Here is a 17,696-nt window from a genome sequence, read left to right as displayed (position 1 = left end):
CGTGGCCGTCAGCCTTTGCCCCGTGTTCGGTGGTCAGACGGGTGCATCGCGGTGCCGGCCCCGCGTCCTCATCCTGGTTGGCTGTGGGCGTGGGGCCGGTGCCGCGAGGCGCCCTGCTGAGCGCCGGACACGCGGTGAAGGCTGACGGTCACGGCGCTAGTCTCGGGCCCGTGACTACGCCCAGCCTGGAAGCGTTGCTGCAAGTCGGACCGTTCCACTCAGCCCTGCGCGCGGCCATCCGCCGCCGCGGGCTGACCCTGGAACGGCTCCGGCTACGCCTGGCGCAACAGGACGTGGCGGTGGCGTTGTCGACACTGAGCGACTGGCAGCAGGGCCGGGTGCGGCCGATCTCCCCGAAGTCGCTGCGAGCGGTGGCGGTGCTGGAGGAACTGCTCGAGGTGCCGTCCCGCTCGCTGCTCACGCTGCTGGAGCACACCGGCCCCAGCGGCTGGCCGGACGTCGTGCCCGGCATGATGCCCGGCTTCAACACCAACGACCTGGAGGTCGTGTCCCGGCACGACAGGGTGTTCGTCGACGCGCACCGGCACGCGTCCCGGGTCGAGTCGCGGATGGTCGTCCGCGCGCGTCACGACGGCGTGGACCGCTTCTACGCCCACTTCTTCTACGACGACTCGGTGCAGGCGTCCGAGGTGCGGCACGAGCCCCTGCGCAACTGCCGTCTCGGCCGCTCGGCCCGCAACGACGCCGAGCAGGTGACGGTCGACGAGCTGCTGTTCGACAAGCCGTTGGTGTCGGGTGAGACGTGGGTGTTCGAGTTCGCCATCCACGACCCGACGCAGCTCGACACCATCGAGTACGCGGCCGGCGTGCGGTGTTTCCTGGCGCAGAGCCTGATCGAGGTGCACTTCGACCCGGCGGCGCTGCCCTCCGACCCGCACGTCTACCTGCAGGACTGGCAGGAACCGGAGCCGCACCGCACCATCGACCTGGAGCTCGACCACACGAACTCGGTGCACCACTTCGAGGCGAACGTGTCCGTGAACTGGGTCGGCATCCGCTGGAAGTGGGCGGAGCCGAGCGAGTTCTAGAGGAACTGGAGACTTCCTTGCTCACCACCGACTTCGTGCCCGGAGCTCCGAACTGGATCGATCTGGGCAGCCCGGACGTCGTTGCCGCCGCTGACTTCTACGCCAGGGTGCTCGGCTGGGCCCACGTCCCGCTGGGGCCGGAAGCCGGTGGCTACGGCTTCTTCACTCACGACGGGCGAACGGTCGCCGCGGTGGGGCCGCTGTCCGAACCCGGCGCGGCTTCGGCGTGGACCATCTACTTCGCTTCGCCCGACGCCGATGCCGTGACCCGTGCGGCGGCAGCGGCCGGTGGAGTCGTGCGGCTCGAACCGTTCGACGTCTTCACGAGCGGGCGGATGGCACAGCTGACCGATCCCGCCGGCGCGGAGTTCGCGGTGTGGCAGGCGGGTGATCTGCGCGGTGTCGACGCGGTGTCGTCCGTCGGAGCGCTGACGTGGACCGAGCTGCACTCCCCCGCCGCCGACGTGTCGTCGTTCTACCGCAAGGTGTTCTCGTGGGACGTCGTCACGATCGAGGGCGCTCCCGGCGCGTTCTTCCGTCCAGCGGGCACAGGCGCGGGGCGGTTGTTCGGCGCGGTGGTCCCGGATTCGTCCGCCTACTGGTTGCCGTACTTCGAGGTGGCCGATCCGGATCAGGCCGCCGGTGCCGCCGAGGTGGTGGTCGAGCCCTACGAGCTGGACGGTATCGGCCGGATCGCGGTGCTCGCCGATCCGTTCGGAGCCAGGTTCGGTGTGATGCGGTCCAGCTCTTAGGGCCGCATGCATGATGGGGATCATGACTAGCACCGCCCGTCGCATGTTCGAGCTCCTGGAGCCGATCTGCCTGGTCACCTTCTTCGCCGACGAGTGCAACGAGGAGATGGCGGCGCTCGGCCACCGCACCTATTGGGACGGTTACTTCGCGAGCCGGGCCGCGCCGCTGGGACGGGTGCCGGCGCAGGTCGTGCACGCGGCGTTCTACAACTTCGCCGACGGGGAGGCCGCGCGGCACATCCCGAGCGCGTGGGAGACGATCCCGCCCGAGGCGTCCGTCGCCGCGCGGGAGCGGGGCAGCGCGGCCTCCGTGCGGCGGATCCTCGGCGCCGAACTGGCCGGCTCTCCGGGCCTGGTGCGCGCCGCCGACCTGACCACGAAAGCCGCGACGAGTGCGCCCACCGAAGGCCGGGTGATGTACGCCGCGATGCGCACTCTTCCCGTGCCGACCGACCCTGTCGCACGGCTGTGGCACTCGGCGACCATGCTGCGCGAACACCGCGGTGACGGGCACATCGCCGCCCTGGTCGGCGCGCGCATCGGTGGCACGGAGGCACATGTGCTCAGCGCGCTGGCCATGGGGATTCACCCGCCGGAGTCGTTCGGGCGCATCCATCACCTGCCGAAGAAGCGGCTGGCCGCGGTCATGGACGGATTGCGCGACCGCGGGCTCGTCGACGCCGACGGCCATTTCACCGACGCAGGTCGCGAGACCCAGCACCGCATCGAGACCCTGACCGACGAGCTCGCCGCCGCGCCGTACGACGCCCTCTCTCCCGCAGAGCTCGAGGAACTGATCACCGAGCTCGAACCGATCACCGCGAAACTGGTGGCAGCCGGGTCGAGATGAGCGCAGGTCAAAAGGCTCCCGAAATGACGAAACGCCAGCTAGCGTGCGCTGGTGCAGTTGCCGTGGAGAGCCGCGCCCAGGGCGGCGCTGTCGAGTCCGCTCACGTTGCTGGTGAGCATCGCGACGACGTTGCTGCTGGGCTTCGTGGTGGCCGCGGCCGTGCTGCACTCGTCCTCCGCGGGCAGCGCGGCTCTCGCGTACCAGGAGGGCCGGATGTGCCCGCAGTCCGTGCATCCGTCGCTCGACGGCGACAAACTGCCGCTCGCGACCGCCGTCTCGATGGCCTCGCGCAGTCCGCTGGGCGCGGTCTACACGCGGATCGACCGGCCTGATTTCAACGGCATCGCCACCTACGGCCGGTTCGGATACCGCCCGGATGCGCTGTCGCACTTGACCGTCGTCCAAGGTGGTGGCACCGGGCTCTGGGTGCCGCAGACGATCGCCACCGCCGCGCGGGTGCGCGTGGGTGATCGGCTGACCGGGTCCTCGCTCGTCGTCAGCGCGATCTACGCCGATCTCGCGCATCCCGTCTCCGGCTGGTGGTGTTCCGAGGCGAAGACCGTGGTGCCGAACTCGTTGAGCGCTGACGGCGTCAGCACCTCGGTGATCTGGGTGCCACAGGTCGCGGTCCTCGCCTCGCTGCCGCCCGAGTTCTCGTCAGCGGCCTCGGTGTCGCTGCGGTTCCCGACCGAGCCGTTGTCGACGCTCGCCGAGGCGGAGACGTTGCGGGACAACGGGAACGCGCTGGTGTCGTCGCTCGGGCTGCCGCTGACCCGGACGGACCTGCTGTCGTCCGCGATCACCGCCGCCCGCACCTCCGAGCGCAACGTCACGTCCGCGCTGCTGCCGTTGGTGATCATCAGCGTGCTGGTCGGGCTCGCCGGCGTCGGCACGGTGACCGTGCAGTGGGCGCAGCGCAGGCATTCCGAGCTGCGGCTGCTGTGGGTGCGTGGGGCGAGTCCGCTGGCTCTCGGCTTCCGCGGTGTGCTGGAGCTCGGGTTGCCGCTGGTTCTGGGCGGGCTGCTGGGATTGGTCGCCGCACGGCTGTTGTTGCCGTTGTACGCGCCTGGGGTGGTTTTGACCTCTGGGACGCTCTGGGTGGCGTTGGGCTGTGTGTTGGCTGTCGTGGTTGCTTCGTTGGTGGTCACCGTTCTGGTGGCTTCGTGGCAGGCGGACCGGACGTTCCAGCGACGCGCGCGTTCGTGGCGGCTCTCTCTTGTACCGTGGGAACTGGTCGTCGCGCTGCTGGCGGTGCTGGCGTGGGTTCGTCTGTCCCGCAACGGGTTGGGCACCGCCGTGAAGTCCAGCGAACTGCCGCGGATCGACGTGGCCGCGCTGACCTTCCCGCTGCTCGTGGTGCTGGCAGCGGCGTTGCTCGCGACGCGGCTGCTGCGGTGGTCGCTGGGCTGGTCGCACCGCGTGCAGTGGTGGCAGGTGCCGGCCGCCCAACTGGCGTTGCGCCGCCTGGCCGCGGCCGTCGGACCGGTCACCGGCGTGCTGCTGGTGGGTGTGCTGGCGGTCGGCACCATCGCGGTGGGCACCGCGGTGGCGGGTGCTCAGCGGTCGGCGCTGGACTCGAAGTCGGGCGTGTTCGTCGGCGCCAACAGCACGGTCCAGGTGCCGCAGGACATCGCGCTCGGCCGGCTGCCGCTGCCTTCGTCGTTGCAGGGCAACACCACCCTCGTCGGCGTGAGCACCGGCGCGCTGATCGTCGACCCGGCGACGTTCACCGACGCTGCCGTGCTGGACGACGCTTCTTCCGTGCGGACACTGCTTTCCTCGCTGCGCCGGACCGGTGACGTCGCGCCCGCCCTGCGCATCGGGCGCGCGCCGAACCAGGAGATCCAGATCCCCGGGCTGCCGCTGCTGAAGCCGGTCGCCTCACTGCCCGCGTTTCCGAAACTGGGCACGCGCGGCTACGTGGTGACGCGGGACTCGGTGCCCGCCGTCGAGCAGGTGGGCTCGTGGCACCTGTGGTCGTCGTTGCCGTTGTCCGCCTTGACTTCCGCGTTGCAGGACGCCGGCATCCACTACACGAACGTCGCCGATCGCGGGCGGGTGCTCGACGGCCTGCCGTTCCTGACGGTGGAGTGGACCTTCGGCTTCGTGGCCGCGATCGGTGTCGTGCTCGCCGTCGTGGCCGCCGTCGCCCTGTTGCTGGCCATCGAGGTGCGCCGCCGTCAGAACGCCGTGTCCGGCGCGTTGTCGACCCGCATGGGCATGCGGCCGTCCGTGCTCTGGTCCAGCCACCTGATGGAGGTCGGTGCGCTGGCGTTGCTGGCTCTCGTGGTCGGCGCGCTGGCGTCGTTCGTGAGTGCCGGTGTCGCGGTGCCGCGCCTGGATCCCGCGCCGTGGCTGAATCCCGCCCCGATGCTGCCGGACCTGACCTCGTTGCTGGGGTTCATGGTGCTGGGCGGTCTCGTGGTGGTCGTCGTGGCGGCATGGCTTGCGTTGCGCGGTGTCCGAACCGCGCGGATGGGAGAGTTGCTCAGGTGATCCGCGCTTGTGGCGTCGGGGTGTCCTACGGTTCCGTGCGCGCCGTGTCGGACGTGTCGCTGACCATCGCACCCGGACTCACCGTGCTGTCCGGCCCGTCCGGCTCGGGCAAGTCGACGCTGCTGCGGGTGCTGTCACTGATCGAGCGCCCGTCCGCCGGCGAGGTGTTCGTGCACGACACGGCCACCTCCGCCCTGCCGTGGTCGGACCTGCGTGCGTTGCGGCGCAAGGAGATCGCGGTCGTCTTCCAGAACCCCGCGGACAACCTGATCGCGCACCTGACCGTGGGCGAGAACCTGCGCGCCGCCGGTGCCGCGGACCTGTCGTTGCTGGACCGTCTGGGGTTGGGCGGGTCGTCGACCTGGCGGATCGGGGCCCTGTCCGGCGGGCAGCAGCAACGGCTGGCCTTCGGGTGTGCGTTGGCGCGCGGTGCTTCCGTTGTGGTGGCGGATGAACCGACGTCTCAGCTGGACGTCCGGTCGGCCGACCTGGTGCTGGAGACCTTGTCGTCGTTGCCGGTGCCGGCCGTGGTGGCGTCGCACGATCCGCGGCTGGTCGCGTTGGCGGACCTGTGCGTTCCGCTGGCGGCGTCATGATCCAGGCCTGTGGTGTGCACCGGACGTTCGGCGGTGTCTCGGTGCTGCGCGGGGTGGACCTGGCGGTGTCCGCCGGGGAGCTGGTGACGCTCAGCGGGCCGTCCGGATCGGGCAAGACGGCGCTGCTGTCGTTGTTGTGCGGCTTCGACTTCCCGGACAGCGGATCAGTGCTGCCCGGGCTGGCGTCCTGGTCGGCCTGTGCGGTGCTGCCGCAGTCGCTGGGGCTCGCGTCCGAGCTGACGTTGGAGGAGAACGTCGCGTTGCCGTTGCGGCTGGCCGGGCGTTCGATCGCCGGGGTCGCCGGACTGCTGGCCGAGCTGGGGATTTCGGGACTGGGCGGCCGATATCCGGGACAGGTGTCGTTCGGGCAGCAGCAGCGGGCCGCCCTGGCCCGGGCCGTCGTGGCTCAGCCCGCGGCCTTGCTGGCGGACGAGCCGACCGCGCACCTGGACGCGGTCAGCGCGGTGGCCGCGGTGGCGTTGCTGCGACGGGTCGCCGACGAAGGCGCCGCGGTGCTGATCGCCACGCACCACGACGCCGTGCACGCCGTTGCCGATCGTGTGCTCGTGCTCGCCAACGGCCAGGTTCAGACCGACGGCGGCCGATCCTCGTAAGGCGTGGAGAGGACCACGGTCGTCCGCGTCGACACGTTCGCGGACTCCCGGATCTTCTGCAGCAGCTCCTCCAGCGCCGTCGGCGAGGCGACCCGCACGCGCAGCACGTAGGAGGCGTCGCCCGCCACCGAGTAGCAGGCCTCGATCTCCGTCAGGTGCTCGAGGCGCTTCGGGTAGTCGTCGGGCTCCGCGGGGTTGATCGGGAAGAGCGAGATGAAGGCCGACATGGGCAGGCCGATCTCGGCGCCGTCCAGCCTCGCCGCGTACCCCTTCACGATGCCGCGCTGTTCCAGGCGCTTCACGCGCTGGTGCACCGCCGAGACCGAGAGGCCCACCCGCTCGGCCAGGTCCGTGAAGCTGCACCGGCCGTCGGAGGCCAGTTCCTTCAGGATCGCTCTGTCGATCTGCTCGAGGGTCAAAGCACCACCAGCTCGTGAGGTCGGTTGTTGAAGGACTCGACGCCGGTCTCGGTGGCCACGACGATGTCCTCGATGCGGGCGCCCCAGCGGCCGGGCAGGTAGATGCCGGGCTCGACGCTGAACGCCATGCCTGCTTCGAGCGGCAGCGCGTTGCCGCTCACGATGTAGGGCTCCTCGTGCACGTCCAGGCCGATGCCATGGCCGGTGCGGTGCACGAAGTACTCGCCGAAGCCCGCGTCCGCGATGACCGTGCGGGCGGCTTCGTCGACCTGTTCACAGGTCACGCCGGGCTTCACGGCGTCGACGGCGGCCTGTTGCGCGGCCTGCAGGACGGCGTAGGTGTCCCACACGTCGTCGTAGGTGGGCTCGCCCATCACGTAGGTGCGGGTCGAGTCGGAGTTGTAGCCCTCGGCGACCGGGCCGCCGATGTCGATGACGACGACCTCGCCGGCCTCGACCACGCGGTCGGAGTCGCGGTGGTGCGGAGAGGCACCGTTCGGGCCGGAGCCGACGATCACGAAGTCGGCGACGGTGTGACCTTCCTCGACGATCGCGGCGGCGATGTCCTTGGCGACCTCACGTTCGGTGCGGCCCACCCGCAGGAACTCGCCCATGCGCGCGTGCACGCGGTCGATCGCGGCACCGGCCTTGCGCAGCGCGGCGATCTCCGCGGCGTCCTTGCGCATGCGCAGCTCGCGGATGATCGGACCGGCCAGCGTCTGCGGGCCGCCGATCGCGTTGCCGAGCTTGATGGTGTGCAGCGCGGGCATCATGTCCGCGACGGCGACGCGTGAACCCTTCAGCGCGGCCTTGACCAGCGCGTACGGGTCCTCGCCGTCGACCCACGTGACGACCTGGACGCCCAGCTCGTCGGTCGGGATGGCGGCGTAACCGGGCTGCTCCAGCTTCGGCACGACCAGCGTCGGGGTGCCGCCGACGGGCAGCGCGAGGCAGGTGAGGCGTTCGAACGAGTCGCCACCGGCACCGATCAGGTACCGCAGGTCCGAGCCGGGCGAGATGAGGAGGGCGTCGACGCCCGCCTGCTCGGCGGCGGCGGAAGCGCGGTCGAGTCGCGCACGCAGCGCGGACACGTCGATGGGTCCGGTGATCGTTGCCATGGTCGAAATCCTAGTGCGTTGACCGCGACGCCTGCCGCGCGCGTTCGGCACTCCAGGCGGGCACAGCGGCGCGCCCGGCAGGCGTCAGCGGTCGTCGCACGAGTAACTTGTCCCTTCGTGAGCTCTCCCCTGGTGTTGCTGGACTCCGCGAGCCTCTACTTCCGGTCGTACTACGCGCTGCCGGACTCGATGACGGCGCCCGACGGCACGCCGGTGAACGCCGTGCGCGGGTTCGTCGACACGATCGCCCGCGTCATCACCGAACGCGGCGCCGGTCGCCTGGTCGCCTGCCTCGACGCCGACTGGCGGCCCGAGTTCCGGGTGAAGGCGCTGCCGTCCTACAAGGCGCACCGCGTGGCCGAGGACGCGACCGACGGCTCCGAAGAGGTCCCGGACACCCTGACGCCGCAGATCCCGATCATCCTCGACGTCCTCGACGCGGCCGGCATCTGCACCGGCGAGGCGGCGGGCTACGAGGCGGACGACGTCATCGGCGCGCTCGCCCACCGCGAGACCAAGTCCCCCGTCGAGGTCGTCACGGGCGACCGCGACATGTTCCAGGTGGTGCGCTTCGAACCCACCCCCGTGCACGTCGTCTACGTGGGCCGCGGCTGGAACAAGGCCGAGGTCCTCGGCCCGGAGGAACTGGCGGCCAAGTACTCGCTGCCGGTCGAGAACGCCGGTTCCGCCTACGCCGACATGTCCGTGCTGCGCGGCGACCCCTCCGACGGCCTGCCGGGCGTCGCGGGCATCGGCGAGAAGACCGCGGCCAAGCTCATCACCGAGTTCGGCTCGCTGGAAGCCGTGCTGAAGGCCGTCACCGACCCGATGGACCGCAAGCTCACCACCAAGGCCCGCAACTCGCTCATCGCGGCCGAGGACTACCTGGCGGTGGCACTGGTGGTCGTCCGCACCGCGCTGGACGCCCCGGTGATCCTGGACCGCGACGACGAGGTGCCGCGCGTGCCCGCCGACCCCGAGCGCCTGCGCGAGCTCACGCAGCGCTGGGGCCTGGGCAGCTCGGTGCCGCGCCTGGTGAACGCGATGGAGCGCCGCGCCTAGAAGAAGGTCCCGCAGAACGGCTTCTGCGGCACGGCGAACAACGCGTCGGCGTCGGCCAGGCGCGTCCCCTCGATCCGTTTGGTCGCCGCCAGCTGCGAGAACGTCGTGTCGCCGAGGTACACCGCGCCCAGCAGGTCGACGGGGATCGTGAGGTCAGCCGGCCCCTCGACGCGTTCCACGCCGTCCGGAGACACCCGGTAGCGGCCGTCGTTGGCGGGCAACAGCTTGTCCAGCACCTCGATGACGACGGGTTCAGCTGTGCCGTAGGTGCGCGCGGAAAGCATGCGTGGCACGTCGACCAGCCGCAGCCAGATCTCGTCGAACACGTCCTTCGTCCTGACGACACGCGGGTCCTCGAACAGCCAGCTCACCGGTTCGTCGAGGGCGAGGTCGATCTCGATCCTGTCGACCAGGTCCAGTCGCGCCACGTAGATCCACAGGTCGCGCCACGCGTCGTCGTTCGCCCACACGAAGTCCTCGATGGACATCTCATGGCTGAAGTCGTCCTTCGTGGTCACCTTGTAAGTCAGGAAACCGTCGTCGCCGTCCGGTCCACTGTGGACAACGGTGACCGAGTTCTCCGCATCGGTCTTGCGGTCCCGATGCCGGGCCCACCAGCCCGCCCACCGGCCGATCTGGCCCGGCCTCGTCAGCCCGACGGCCTCGTGCAGCTCCGGCAGCAGCTTGTCGGCGGTGTCCTGGTCGAGCATCCGCACCCGGCCGGTCATGTCGCCGGGGATCACAGCCCGTTTGGCGTCGATCTCCACGATCCGCCACCGTCCGGCCAGGCCGTAGCCGAAACGGCCGTAGATGCGTCCCTCAGAGGCGCGCAACGTGGCCACGGGGTCTGGCAGCGACGAGAGTTGCTCGCGCATCAGAGTGCTCAGCACGCCACGGCGCGTGTAGTCAGCACGCACGCCCACACGTGAGATGGCCGAGTGCGGCACAAGTGCACCGCCAGGCACGACCATCGAGGACCCGAACGACGCGTTCGTTCCGATCATCTCGTCGCCGTCGAACGCGGCGAGGACGCGATCGGGCTCGTAGGAGGGGCGAATCACCTGCCACTGCTCGTCACTGGGCGGACTCCAGTGCATGGCACGGCGGAAGACGGCCATGTGCGCGCGGAACTGCGCTTCGTCGCTGAGAACGCGGATCTCGGTCACGCCCGCGATCCTGACTCAGCACGACCGCGGACGCACCCCAGTTTCCCGGGAAACGCGAAAGGCGCCCGCCGGGACCGTGAAGTCCTGGCGGGCGCCTCGCGAACAGCCGGAGATCAGCCGGTGGGCTGGCCGACCTCGTACTCGCCGTCCTCGGTCTTGACGACGATCTTGACCTTCTTGTCCTTGCCGCCGACCTGGACCTTGCACTCGAACGAGGTGTTGGGCTTGACCTCGTTCTCACCGCTGCAGGTCGCGCTGCCGACGTCGGAGATCTTGTACTCGTCCTTGAGGATCTGGACGATGCCGGTCTGCACGGCCGTGTTGTCGAAGATCTTCTTCTTGAAGAACGCCGGCGACACGAACCCGGTGAACAGCACGCCACCGACGAGGAGAACGACGACCACCGCGGCTACCCAGATGGCCGCGCTGGACTTCTTCTTCGGCGGCATCGGCGGGCCGTAGCCCGGCTGCTGGCCGTACGGGTTGGGCTGCTGCTCGCCGTACGGGTTCTGCTGCTGCTGGCCCGGCATGCCGTACTGCTGCGTCTGCTGGCCGTACGGGTCCTGTGCGGGGGTGCCGTAGGGGTTCGACTGCGGCTGCTGGCCGGGCACGCCGTACTGCTGCGTCTGCTGCTGCGACGGATCGAAACCGGGATACGGCTGCTGCGGCTGCTGGCCCGGCTGGGGCTGCGGCTGGCCGTAGGGGTTCTGAGCCGGGAAGCCGCCGGACGGTGTGCCGGGAGGGAACCCGCCTCCGTAGGGCTGCTGCGGCTGTTGCGGCTGGCCCCAGGGCTGCTGCGGATCGTTCCCTCCGGACGGTCCGTACGGGCTGCTCATCTGTCGACCTCCGTGTGTACGACGTTGCGGCGCGATCCAATCACACCGTTGACGTCAGTCTTTACTCCGACTCGCAAAACCTTCGTCAGGCCTGTGTCACATGTCAGCGTCAGATTTCCACTCACATCATCGCCACAACTCCGCGGCGCAGCGCGTCGACGGCCTTGGCCGCCGCCGCACCGACCGGGTCCTGTCGGCCGACCACCTCACGGATCTGGTCCAAAAGGTCGATCACCTGCCGGCACCAGCGCACGAAATCGCCCGCGCCGAGCTCGTTGCCACCGGCCTCCGCGGCGCTGAGCACCTTCTCCAGCGACTCGCCGCGTGCCCAGCGGAACACCGGCCACGCGAAGCCCGGATCGGGCTGGCGCGTGATGCGCTCCAGCTTGAGCCTGCGCTCGTCGTCCTCGATCTCCGCCCACAGCCGCACGGTCTTGAGCATCGCGTCCGACACCGCGCCCTGCGGCAGCCGCGCCTCGACGGGACCGTCCCTGCGCGCCTCGTAGACCAGCGACGACACCACGGCCGCGAGCTCCTCCGGCTTGAGGCCCTTCCACACGCCGTGGCGGATGCACTCGGCCGCGAGCAGGTCCGACTCGCTGTAAAGCCTGGTCAGGCGCTTGCCGTGCTGCGTGACCTCCTCGGCCTCGCTGAGGTAGCCCCGCTCGCGCAGCAACGCCCGGATGCGGTCGAACTGCCGCGCCAGCGAGTGCGTGGTCGCCGCGACCTTGCGCTCCAGCTGCTCGGTCTCGGCCAGCAGCCGGTGGTACCGCTCGCCCCACCGCGCGTGGTCCTCGCGCTGGTCACAGCCGTGGCACGGGTGCACGCGCAGGGCCCGGCGCAACGTCGCCAGCTCGGGGTCGTCGTCCGCCGTGGTCGCCTTGCGGCCCCGCGACGGCACGGTGATGCCGGTGTTGCGGATCGTCGCCGCGAGATCGCGCCGCGACTTCGGCGAGCGCACGTCCACCTGCTTGGGCAGCCTGATGTGGCCCAGCACCTCGACCGGCGACGGGAAGTCCGCCGACGTCAGCCGGCCGGACCAGCGGTCCTCCGTGACGACCAACGGCCGTGCCTCACCCAGTGGCTCCAGACCTGGGTCGATGACCACGGCGAGACCGGAACGACGGCCCGACGGCACCGCGATCACGTCGCCCTTGCGCAACCGCTCCAGCGACTTCGCCGTGTCGATGCGACGCGCGTTCGTGTTCTGCTTCGCGAGCTGCTTCTCGCGGTCCGAGACCCGGCGGCGCAGCGACGCGTACTCCGTGAAGTCGCCGAGGTGGCACGTCATCGACTCGGAGTAGCCCGAGAGGGCCTCCTTGTTGCGGTCGATCCGGCGCGCCAGGCCGACCACCGACCGGTCCGCCTGGAACTGCGCGAACGACTGCTCCAGGATCTCGCGCGCGGCCGACGCGCCCAGCTGGTGCACCAGGTTGACGGCCATGTTGTAGCCGGGCCGGAACGACGACCGCAGCGGGTACGTGCGGGTCGAAGCGAGCCCGCCGACCGCCTTGGGGTCGATCCCCGGCTGCCAGACGACCAGCGCGTGGCCCTCGACGTCGATGCCACGCCGCCCCGCACGACCGGTGAGCTGCGTGTACTCGCCCGGCGTGAGGTCGACGTGCGCCTCGCCGTTGTACTTGACGAGCTTCTCCAGCACGACCGTGCGTGCGGGCATGTTGATGCCCAGCGCGAGCGTCTCGGTCGCGAACACGACCTTGCACAGCCCGCGGACGAACAGCTCCTCGACGGTCTCCTTGAACGCGGGCAGCAACCCGGCGTGGTGCGACGCGATGCCCCGCTCCAGCGCCTCACGCCACTCCCAGAAGCCCAGCACCGTGAGGTCGGCCTCTGGCAGGTCGCGCGTCTTCTCGTCGATGATCCGGCGGACCTGCTCGGTCTCCTCCGGCGAGTTGAGCCGCAGCCCTGCCCGCGCCGTCTGCGCGACCGCCGCGTCGCAACCGGCCCGGCTGAACACGAACACGATCGCGGGCAGCAACGAGGCCGCGTCCATCCGCTGGATCATGTCCGTGCGCGACGGCGGCTTGAACCCGGTGTTGCGCGGCGGCCGCCCGCTCGTGCCGCCGCGGTTGCGGCCACGGCTGAACGGCACGTGGTACCGCGTGAGCTCCTCGGTCTTGCGCAGCACCTGCGAGTTGATCCGCGCGTGCGTCTCGTCGCCCTCGAACAGGTCCAGCATCTGGTTGCCCACCAGCATGTGCTGCCACAGCGGCACCGGCCGGTGCTCGTCGACCACGACGGTGGTGTCGCCGCGCACCTCGACCAGCCACTCGCCGAACTCCTCGGCGTTGCTGACCGTCGCGGACAGACCGACCACCTGCACGTGCTCCGGCAGGTGCAGGATGACCTCTTCCCACACGGGACCGCGGAACCTGTCCGCGAGGTAGTGCACCTCGTCCATCACGACGTAGGCGAGTCCGTCCAGAGTGGACGAACCCGAGTAGAGCATGTTCCGCAGCACCTCGGTGGTCATGACGACCACGGGCGCGCCACCGTTGACGCTCGTGTCACCGGTGAGCAGGCCGATGCTCTCCGCCCCGTACCGCGCGGTGAGGTCGGCGAACTTCTGGTTGGACAACGCCTTGATCGGTGTCGTGTAGAAGCACTTGCGGCCCTCGCTCAGCGCGAGGTGGACGGCGAACTCGCCCACGACGGTCTTGCCGGCACCCGTCGGGGCGCACACGAGCACTCCGTGACCGTCCTCCAGGGCCTCGCAGGCCTGGCGCTGGAACGGGTCCAGCTCGAACGAGATCACGGAGCCGAAGTCGGTCAGCTTGGGCCGCTGGGCGTTGCGCCGGGAGTCGGCGTAGGCCTCGGCCGGGGACCGCGAAGCACTTGACACCCCATCAGGCTTTCACATCGCACCGACAATCGCCGCCGAGATAGATTAACTTCAGCCAACACTGAAGCGACAGAGCCCGCCGTCCCGTCGTTTTGGCGTCTGCAAGTACCACCAACTCGCGGTCGGTAGTACTTGCAGACGCCTCAACAGCCAGGTCAGAACGTCCGCTGCACCCGATCTGCCACGAGTTTCACGAACCGCGACGGGTCGGCCAGCTCCCCGCCCTCTGCCAGCAGCGCCAGCCCGTAGACCAGCTCGGCGGTGTCCGCGAGCGACTCCCGTTCACCGTCCGCGAACGCCTTGTGCAGGCCCTCGACGAGCGGGTGCGACGGGTTGAGCTCCAGGATCCGCTTGATCTTCGGCAGCTCCTGCCCCATCGCCTTGTACATCTTCTCCAGCGTCGGAGTGATGTCGTGCGCGTCGCCCACCACACACGCCGGCGAGGTCGTGAGACGCGTGGACAGCCGCACCTCCTTGACGTTCTCCTCGAGAGAGGAGCCCATCCACGAGAGCAGCTCGGCGAACTCCTCGGCCTTGGCCGCGGCAGCCGTCTTCTCCTCGTCCGTCTCCAGGTCCACCTGCCCCTTGGCGACGGACTGCAGCGGCTTGCCGTCGAACGCGGGAACCGAGTCGACCCACATCTCGTCGATCGGGTCGGTCAGGATGAGGACCTCGAAGCCCTTGGCGCGCAACGCTTCCATGTGCGGCGAGTTCTCGACGGCGAGCCGCGAGTCACCGGTCATGAAGTAGATGTGCTCCTGGCCGTCCTTCATCCGGCCCACGTACTCGGCCAGCGTCGTCAGCGACTCCGTCGAGTGCGTCGAGGCGAACGAGCAGACGTCGAGGATCGCGTCGCGGTTGTCGTGATCGGAGAGCAGGCCCTCCTTCAGCGCCGCGCCGACCTCGCCCCACAGCTTGGCGTAGTCCTCGGCACGCGACGACTGCAGCGACTTGATGGACGACAGCACCTTCTTCACCAGGCGGCGGCGCATCAGCTGGATCTGGCGGTCCTGCTGCAGGATCTCGCGCGAGACGTTCAGCGAGAGGTCCGCCGCGTCGACGACACCCTTCACGAACCGCAGGTACTCCGGCATCAGCTCGGCGCAGTCGTCCATGATGAAGACGCGCTTCACGTAGAGCTGCACACCGCGCTTGCTGTCCCGCATGAACAGGTCCAGCGGCGCCTGGGCCGGCAGGAACAGCAGCGCCTGGTACTCGAACGTGCCCTCCGCCTGCATGCGGATGGTCTCGAGCGGCGCGTTCCAGTCGTGGCTGATGTGCCGGTAGAACTCGGCGTACTCCTCCTCCGTCACCTCGGAGGCCGGGCGCGCCCACAACGCCTTGCGGGAGTTGATCTCCTCGCCACCCAGCCGCACGGGCCAGGTGATGAAGTCCGAGTAGCGCTTGACGATCTCGCGGATCTTCGCCGGCTCCGTGTAGTCCGGCAGCCTGTCCTCGTCGTCGGACGGCTTGAGGTGCAACGTCACCGAGGTGCCCTGCGGCGCGTCCTCGACGTCGTCGATCGTGTACGTGCTCTCGCCGGACGACTCCCAGCGCACGCCCGTCGCACCCGGATAGCGCGTCACCAGCGTGACCTTGTCGGCCACCATGAACGACGAGTAGAAACCGATGCCGAACTGGCCGATCAGGTCCGACGTCGCGGCACCGGACTGCTGATCCTTCAACTGCTTCAGGAACTCCGCGGTACCGGACTTCGCGATCGTGCCGATCAGCCGCACGACGTCCTCGCGCGTCATGCCGATGCCGTTGTCCCGCACGGTCAGCGTGTGCTCCGCGGGATCGGACTCGATCACGATGTGCAGGTCGTCGACGTCGACCTGCATGTCCTTGTCGCGGAACGACTCCAGCCGCAGCTTGTCCAGCGCGTCGGAGGCGTTGGAGACCAGCTCGCGCAGGAACGTGTCCTTGTTCGAGTAGATCGAGTGGATCATCAGCTGCAGCAGCTGACGCGCCTCGGACTGAAACTCAAGCGTTTCCATGAATCCCCACCGAAAACCGAAAACCGAACCAACAGCCGTAGAACTTAGCGACCCACGACTGTGAGAGCGCCTGGGACCGTGCGAACTGAGACGGGCAACGCTTCCTGGCGTTCGCCGTCGGCGTACGCGATCCAGCCGTTGCCGCCGGACAACGACACCTCACGCGCGCGGAACGTCCGCACGGCGGGATGCTCCGTGTGCTTGCCCGTGCGCAACGTCGGGAGCATCCGCATCAGCATCGAACGGCTCGCGTGCTCCACGACCGTGACGTCGAACAGCCCGTCGTGGGCGTCGGCCTCGGGGCACACCGGGATGCCACCGCCGTAGTTCGGCGTGTTCCCCACCGCCACCAGCGTCGCGTCCAGCGAGAACGTCTCGGTCTCCGTCGTGACCAGCAGCGGTGCCGACTTCAACGACGCCAGCTCTGCCACGATCGCGAGGTCGTAGCGGCGCGGACCGGCGGGCCAGCGCATCGCGTTCGCCCGCTCGTTCACCGCGGAGTCGAACCCGGCGCACAGCACCGTCGCGAACCACTGCCCCGTCGACAGTCGCCCCAGGTCCAGCGTCTTGCGGGAACCGTGCACGACGTCCTCGACGGAAGCGGACCCGATCGCGGTCGCCAGGTCGTTGCCGGTGCCCGCGGGAACGATGCCCAGCGCCGTCGACGTGCCCGCGCACGCCTGAATGCCCAGGTGAGCGGCCCCGTCACCGCCGAGCACGACCAGCAGGTCGATCCCGTCGGCCACGGCCTCACGGGCCATCTTCAGCGTTCCGGCGGCGTCGTGCGCCACGAGCTGCGTCAACGACGAGACGTGCGGACGCAACGCCGCGGCGGTCGACCCGGCCATCCGGGCCGCCCGCCCCTTGCCCGACGCGGGACAGACCAGTAAGGCGGCCCGCGTCACGTGGCGTCGTCGTAGTTCACGCGCTTCGTGGGTTCCGAAGCGATGGCCTTCTCACCAGGCATGTCACCGTCCGCGTCCGACGCCGTGTAGTCGAACGGCGCGGCCTCGTTGTCGTCGAGCGCGTCCCAGCCCTCGGCGGCACGCAGCTTGGCCTTGCGCTTGTCGTGGACCCGCGCGATCTGGATCGCCATCTCGAAGAGCAGCGTCAACGCGATCGCCAGCACGATCATCGAGACCGGGTCGGTGCCCGGCGTCGCGATCGCGGCGAACACGAACAGGCCCATGGTCAGGCCGCGCCGCCACTTCGCCAGCCTCACGTACGAGATGACGCCCGCCCGGTTGAGCATCACCACGACCAGCGGTATCAGGAAGCTCACGCCGAAGATGAACAACATCGTGATGACGAAGTTGATGTACTTGCTACCGGTGAGCGCCGTGGTCCAGTTGCCGCTGCCGAAGCCGAGCAGCACCTTCAGGCCCTCGGGCACCACCAGGTAGGCGAGCACCGCGCCGGCCACGAACAGCAGCGCGCCCGCGCCGACGAACACCCGCGCGAAGTTGCGTTCCTTCGTGTACAGCCCAGGCGTGATGAACGCCCAGATCTGGTACAGCCACAACGGGCTGAGCAGCACCGCGCCCGCCGCCGTGCCGACCTGCAGCTGCACGAGGAAGATCTCGAACGGCTCGGTCTGCAGCAGTGCGCAGCGGCCGTCCTTGGTGATGTCGGCCCGGTACGGCGCCAGGTCGTCCTGGCAGTACGGACCCGTCAGGATGTCGCCCAGCGATGGGATGGGACCGAGCCGCACCTGGAACCAGATGAAGCCGAAGATGGCACCGACGGCGATGACCAGCATCGCCATGCCGAGGCGGTACCGCAGCTCGTAGAGGTGCTCTTTGAGCGACATCGTGCCGTCGGCGTTACCCCGACGGCGCCTGCCGCGTTCCCGGCGCTCGGCCAACCACCGGAACG

The 17,696-nt window shown here is 69.5% G+C and carries 15 protein-coding genes; 7 read left to right on the top strand and 8 right to left on the bottom strand.

Annotated features, from left to right (window positions below; genetic code table 11):
• Positions 1–170 precede the first annotated feature (170 nt).
• The 6 genes from ACWGE0_RS35605 to ACWGE0_RS35580 are packed head-to-tail and all read left to right on the top strand — an operon-like array spanning position 171 to position 6,357.
• Complete coding sequence (locus ACWGE0_RS35605; RefSeq protein ID WP_452265285.1) at positions 171–1,049, top strand: hypothetical protein; 879 nt, start codon at positions 171–173, stop codon at positions 1,047–1,049.
• A gap of 17 nt (positions 1,050–1,066) precedes the next feature.
• Complete coding sequence (locus ACWGE0_RS35600) at positions 1,067–1,801, top strand: VOC family protein (RefSeq protein ID WP_452265284.1); 735 nt, start codon at positions 1,067–1,069, stop codon at positions 1,799–1,801.
• A gap of 22 nt (positions 1,802–1,823) precedes the next feature.
• Positions 1,824–2,651, top strand: coding sequence for an SCO6745 family protein (locus ACWGE0_RS35595; protein ID WP_452265283.1), 828 nt, complete (start codon positions 1,824–1,826; stop codon positions 2,649–2,651).
• 51 nt (positions 2,652–2,702) lie between these two features.
• On the top strand, positions 2,703–5,147 hold the full coding sequence (locus ACWGE0_RS35590) for an ABC transporter permease (protein ID WP_452265282.1): 2,445 nt from the start codon (positions 2,703–2,705) through the stop codon (positions 5,145–5,147).
• Positions 5,144–5,743 (top strand): ABC transporter ATP-binding protein, encoded by a 600-nt coding sequence (locus ACWGE0_RS35585; protein ID WP_452265281.1) that lies wholly within the window; start codon positions 5,144–5,146, stop codon positions 5,741–5,743. The genes ACWGE0_RS35590 and ACWGE0_RS35585 overlap by 4 nt, the downstream gene beginning before the upstream one ends.
• Entirely contained in the window at positions 5,740–6,357 is a 618-nt protein-coding gene (locus tag ACWGE0_RS35580) for an ATP-binding cassette domain-containing protein (protein WP_452265337.1), read from the top strand. Before ACWGE0_RS35585 ends, ACWGE0_RS35580 begins: the two co-directional genes overlap by 4 nt.
• Here ACWGE0_RS35580 and ACWGE0_RS35575 read toward each other — a convergent pair.
• Positions 6,330–6,776, bottom strand: coding sequence for an Lrp/AsnC family transcriptional regulator (locus ACWGE0_RS35575; protein WP_452265280.1), 447 nt, complete (start codon positions 6,774–6,776; stop codon positions 6,330–6,332). The two genes, ACWGE0_RS35580 and ACWGE0_RS35575, sit on opposite strands and share 28 nt — an antisense overlap.
• A complete protein-coding gene (locus ACWGE0_RS35570) occupies positions 6,773–7,894 on the bottom strand; it encodes a M24 family metallopeptidase (protein WP_452265279.1) in 1,122 nt (373 codons plus the stop codon). The genes ACWGE0_RS35575 and ACWGE0_RS35570 overlap by 4 nt, the downstream gene beginning before the upstream one ends.
• Positions 7,895–8,011: 117 nt before the next feature.
• Here ACWGE0_RS35570 and ACWGE0_RS35565 point away from each other — a divergent pair, with 117 nt between their 5' ends.
• Positions 8,012–8,956 carry a 5'-3' exonuclease gene (locus ACWGE0_RS35565; protein WP_452265278.1) on the top strand — a complete coding sequence of 315 codons (945 nt, stop codon included), beginning with the start codon at positions 8,012–8,014 and terminating at the stop codon, positions 8,954–8,956.
• Here the strand turns inward: ACWGE0_RS35565 and ACWGE0_RS35560 are convergent.
• The 6 genes from ACWGE0_RS35560 to tatC all read right to left on the bottom strand — a co-directional run bounded on the left by ACWGE0_RS35560 (position 8,953) and on the right by tatC (position 17,631).
• The gene (locus ACWGE0_RS35560) at positions 8,953–10,122 is read right to left on the bottom strand and encodes a GNAT family N-acetyltransferase (RefSeq protein WP_452265277.1); all 1,170 of its coding nucleotides are present in this window, start codon (positions 10,120–10,122) and stop codon (positions 8,953–8,955) included. The two genes, ACWGE0_RS35565 and ACWGE0_RS35560, sit on opposite strands and share 4 nt — an antisense overlap.
• A 113-nt stretch (positions 10,123–10,235) precedes the next feature.
• Complete coding sequence (locus tag ACWGE0_RS35555; protein ID WP_452265276.1) at positions 10,236–10,958, bottom strand: DUF4333 domain-containing protein; 723 nt, start codon at positions 10,956–10,958, stop codon at positions 10,236–10,238.
• A gap of 121 nt (positions 10,959–11,079) precedes the next feature.
• Entirely contained in the window at positions 11,080–13,821 is a 2,742-nt protein-coding gene (locus ACWGE0_RS35550) for a DEAD/DEAH box helicase (RefSeq protein ID WP_452265275.1), read from the bottom strand.
• A gap of 155 nt (positions 13,822–13,976) precedes the next feature.
• A complete protein-coding gene (gene htpG, locus ACWGE0_RS35545) occupies positions 13,977–15,821 on the bottom strand; it encodes a molecular chaperone HtpG (protein ID WP_452265274.1) in 1,845 nt (614 codons plus the stop codon).
• A 44-nt stretch (positions 15,822–15,865) separates the two neighbouring features.
• Complete coding sequence (locus tag ACWGE0_RS35540; protein WP_452265273.1) at positions 15,866–16,726, bottom strand: diacylglycerol kinase family protein; 861 nt, start codon at positions 16,724–16,726, stop codon at positions 15,866–15,868.
• The gene (tatC, locus tag ACWGE0_RS35535) at positions 16,723–17,631 is read right to left on the bottom strand and encodes a twin-arginine translocase subunit TatC (protein ID WP_452265336.1); all 909 of its coding nucleotides are present in this window, start codon (positions 17,629–17,631) and stop codon (positions 16,723–16,725) included. The genes ACWGE0_RS35540 and tatC overlap by 4 nt, the downstream gene beginning before the upstream one ends.
• Positions 17,632–17,696: the final 65 nt, after the last annotated feature.

It is taken from the genome of Lentzea sp. NPDC054927 (assembly GCF_053610285.1).
This window is presented reverse-complemented; position numbering and strand designations above follow the sequence as displayed.

What these genes read in the sequence shown, in the direction of transcription:
- ACWGE0_RS35580 (WP_452265337.1), top strand. Translation starts at nt 5,740, where the DNA reads ATGATCCAGGCCTGTGGTGTGCACCGGACGTTCGGCGGTGTCTCGGTG.
- ACWGE0_RS35555 (WP_452265276.1), bottom strand. Translation starts at nt 10,958, where the DNA reads ATGAGCAGCCCGTACGGACCGTCCGGAGGGAACGATCCGCAGCAGCCC.
- ACWGE0_RS35570 (WP_452265279.1), bottom strand. Translation starts at nt 7,894, where the DNA reads ATGGCAACGATCACCGGACCCATCGACGTGTCCGCGCTGCGTGCGCGA.
- ACWGE0_RS35595 (WP_452265283.1), top strand. Translation starts at nt 1,824, where the DNA reads ATGACTAGCACCGCCCGTCGCATGTTCGAGCTCCTGGAGCCGATCTGC.
- htpG (WP_452265274.1), bottom strand. Translation starts at nt 15,821, where the DNA reads ATGGAAACGCTTGAGTTTCAGTCCGAGGCGCGTCAGCTGCTGCAGCTG.
- tatC (WP_452265336.1), bottom strand. Translation starts at nt 17,631, where the DNA reads ATGTCGCTCAAAGAGCACCTCTACGAGCTGCGGTACCGCCTCGGCATG.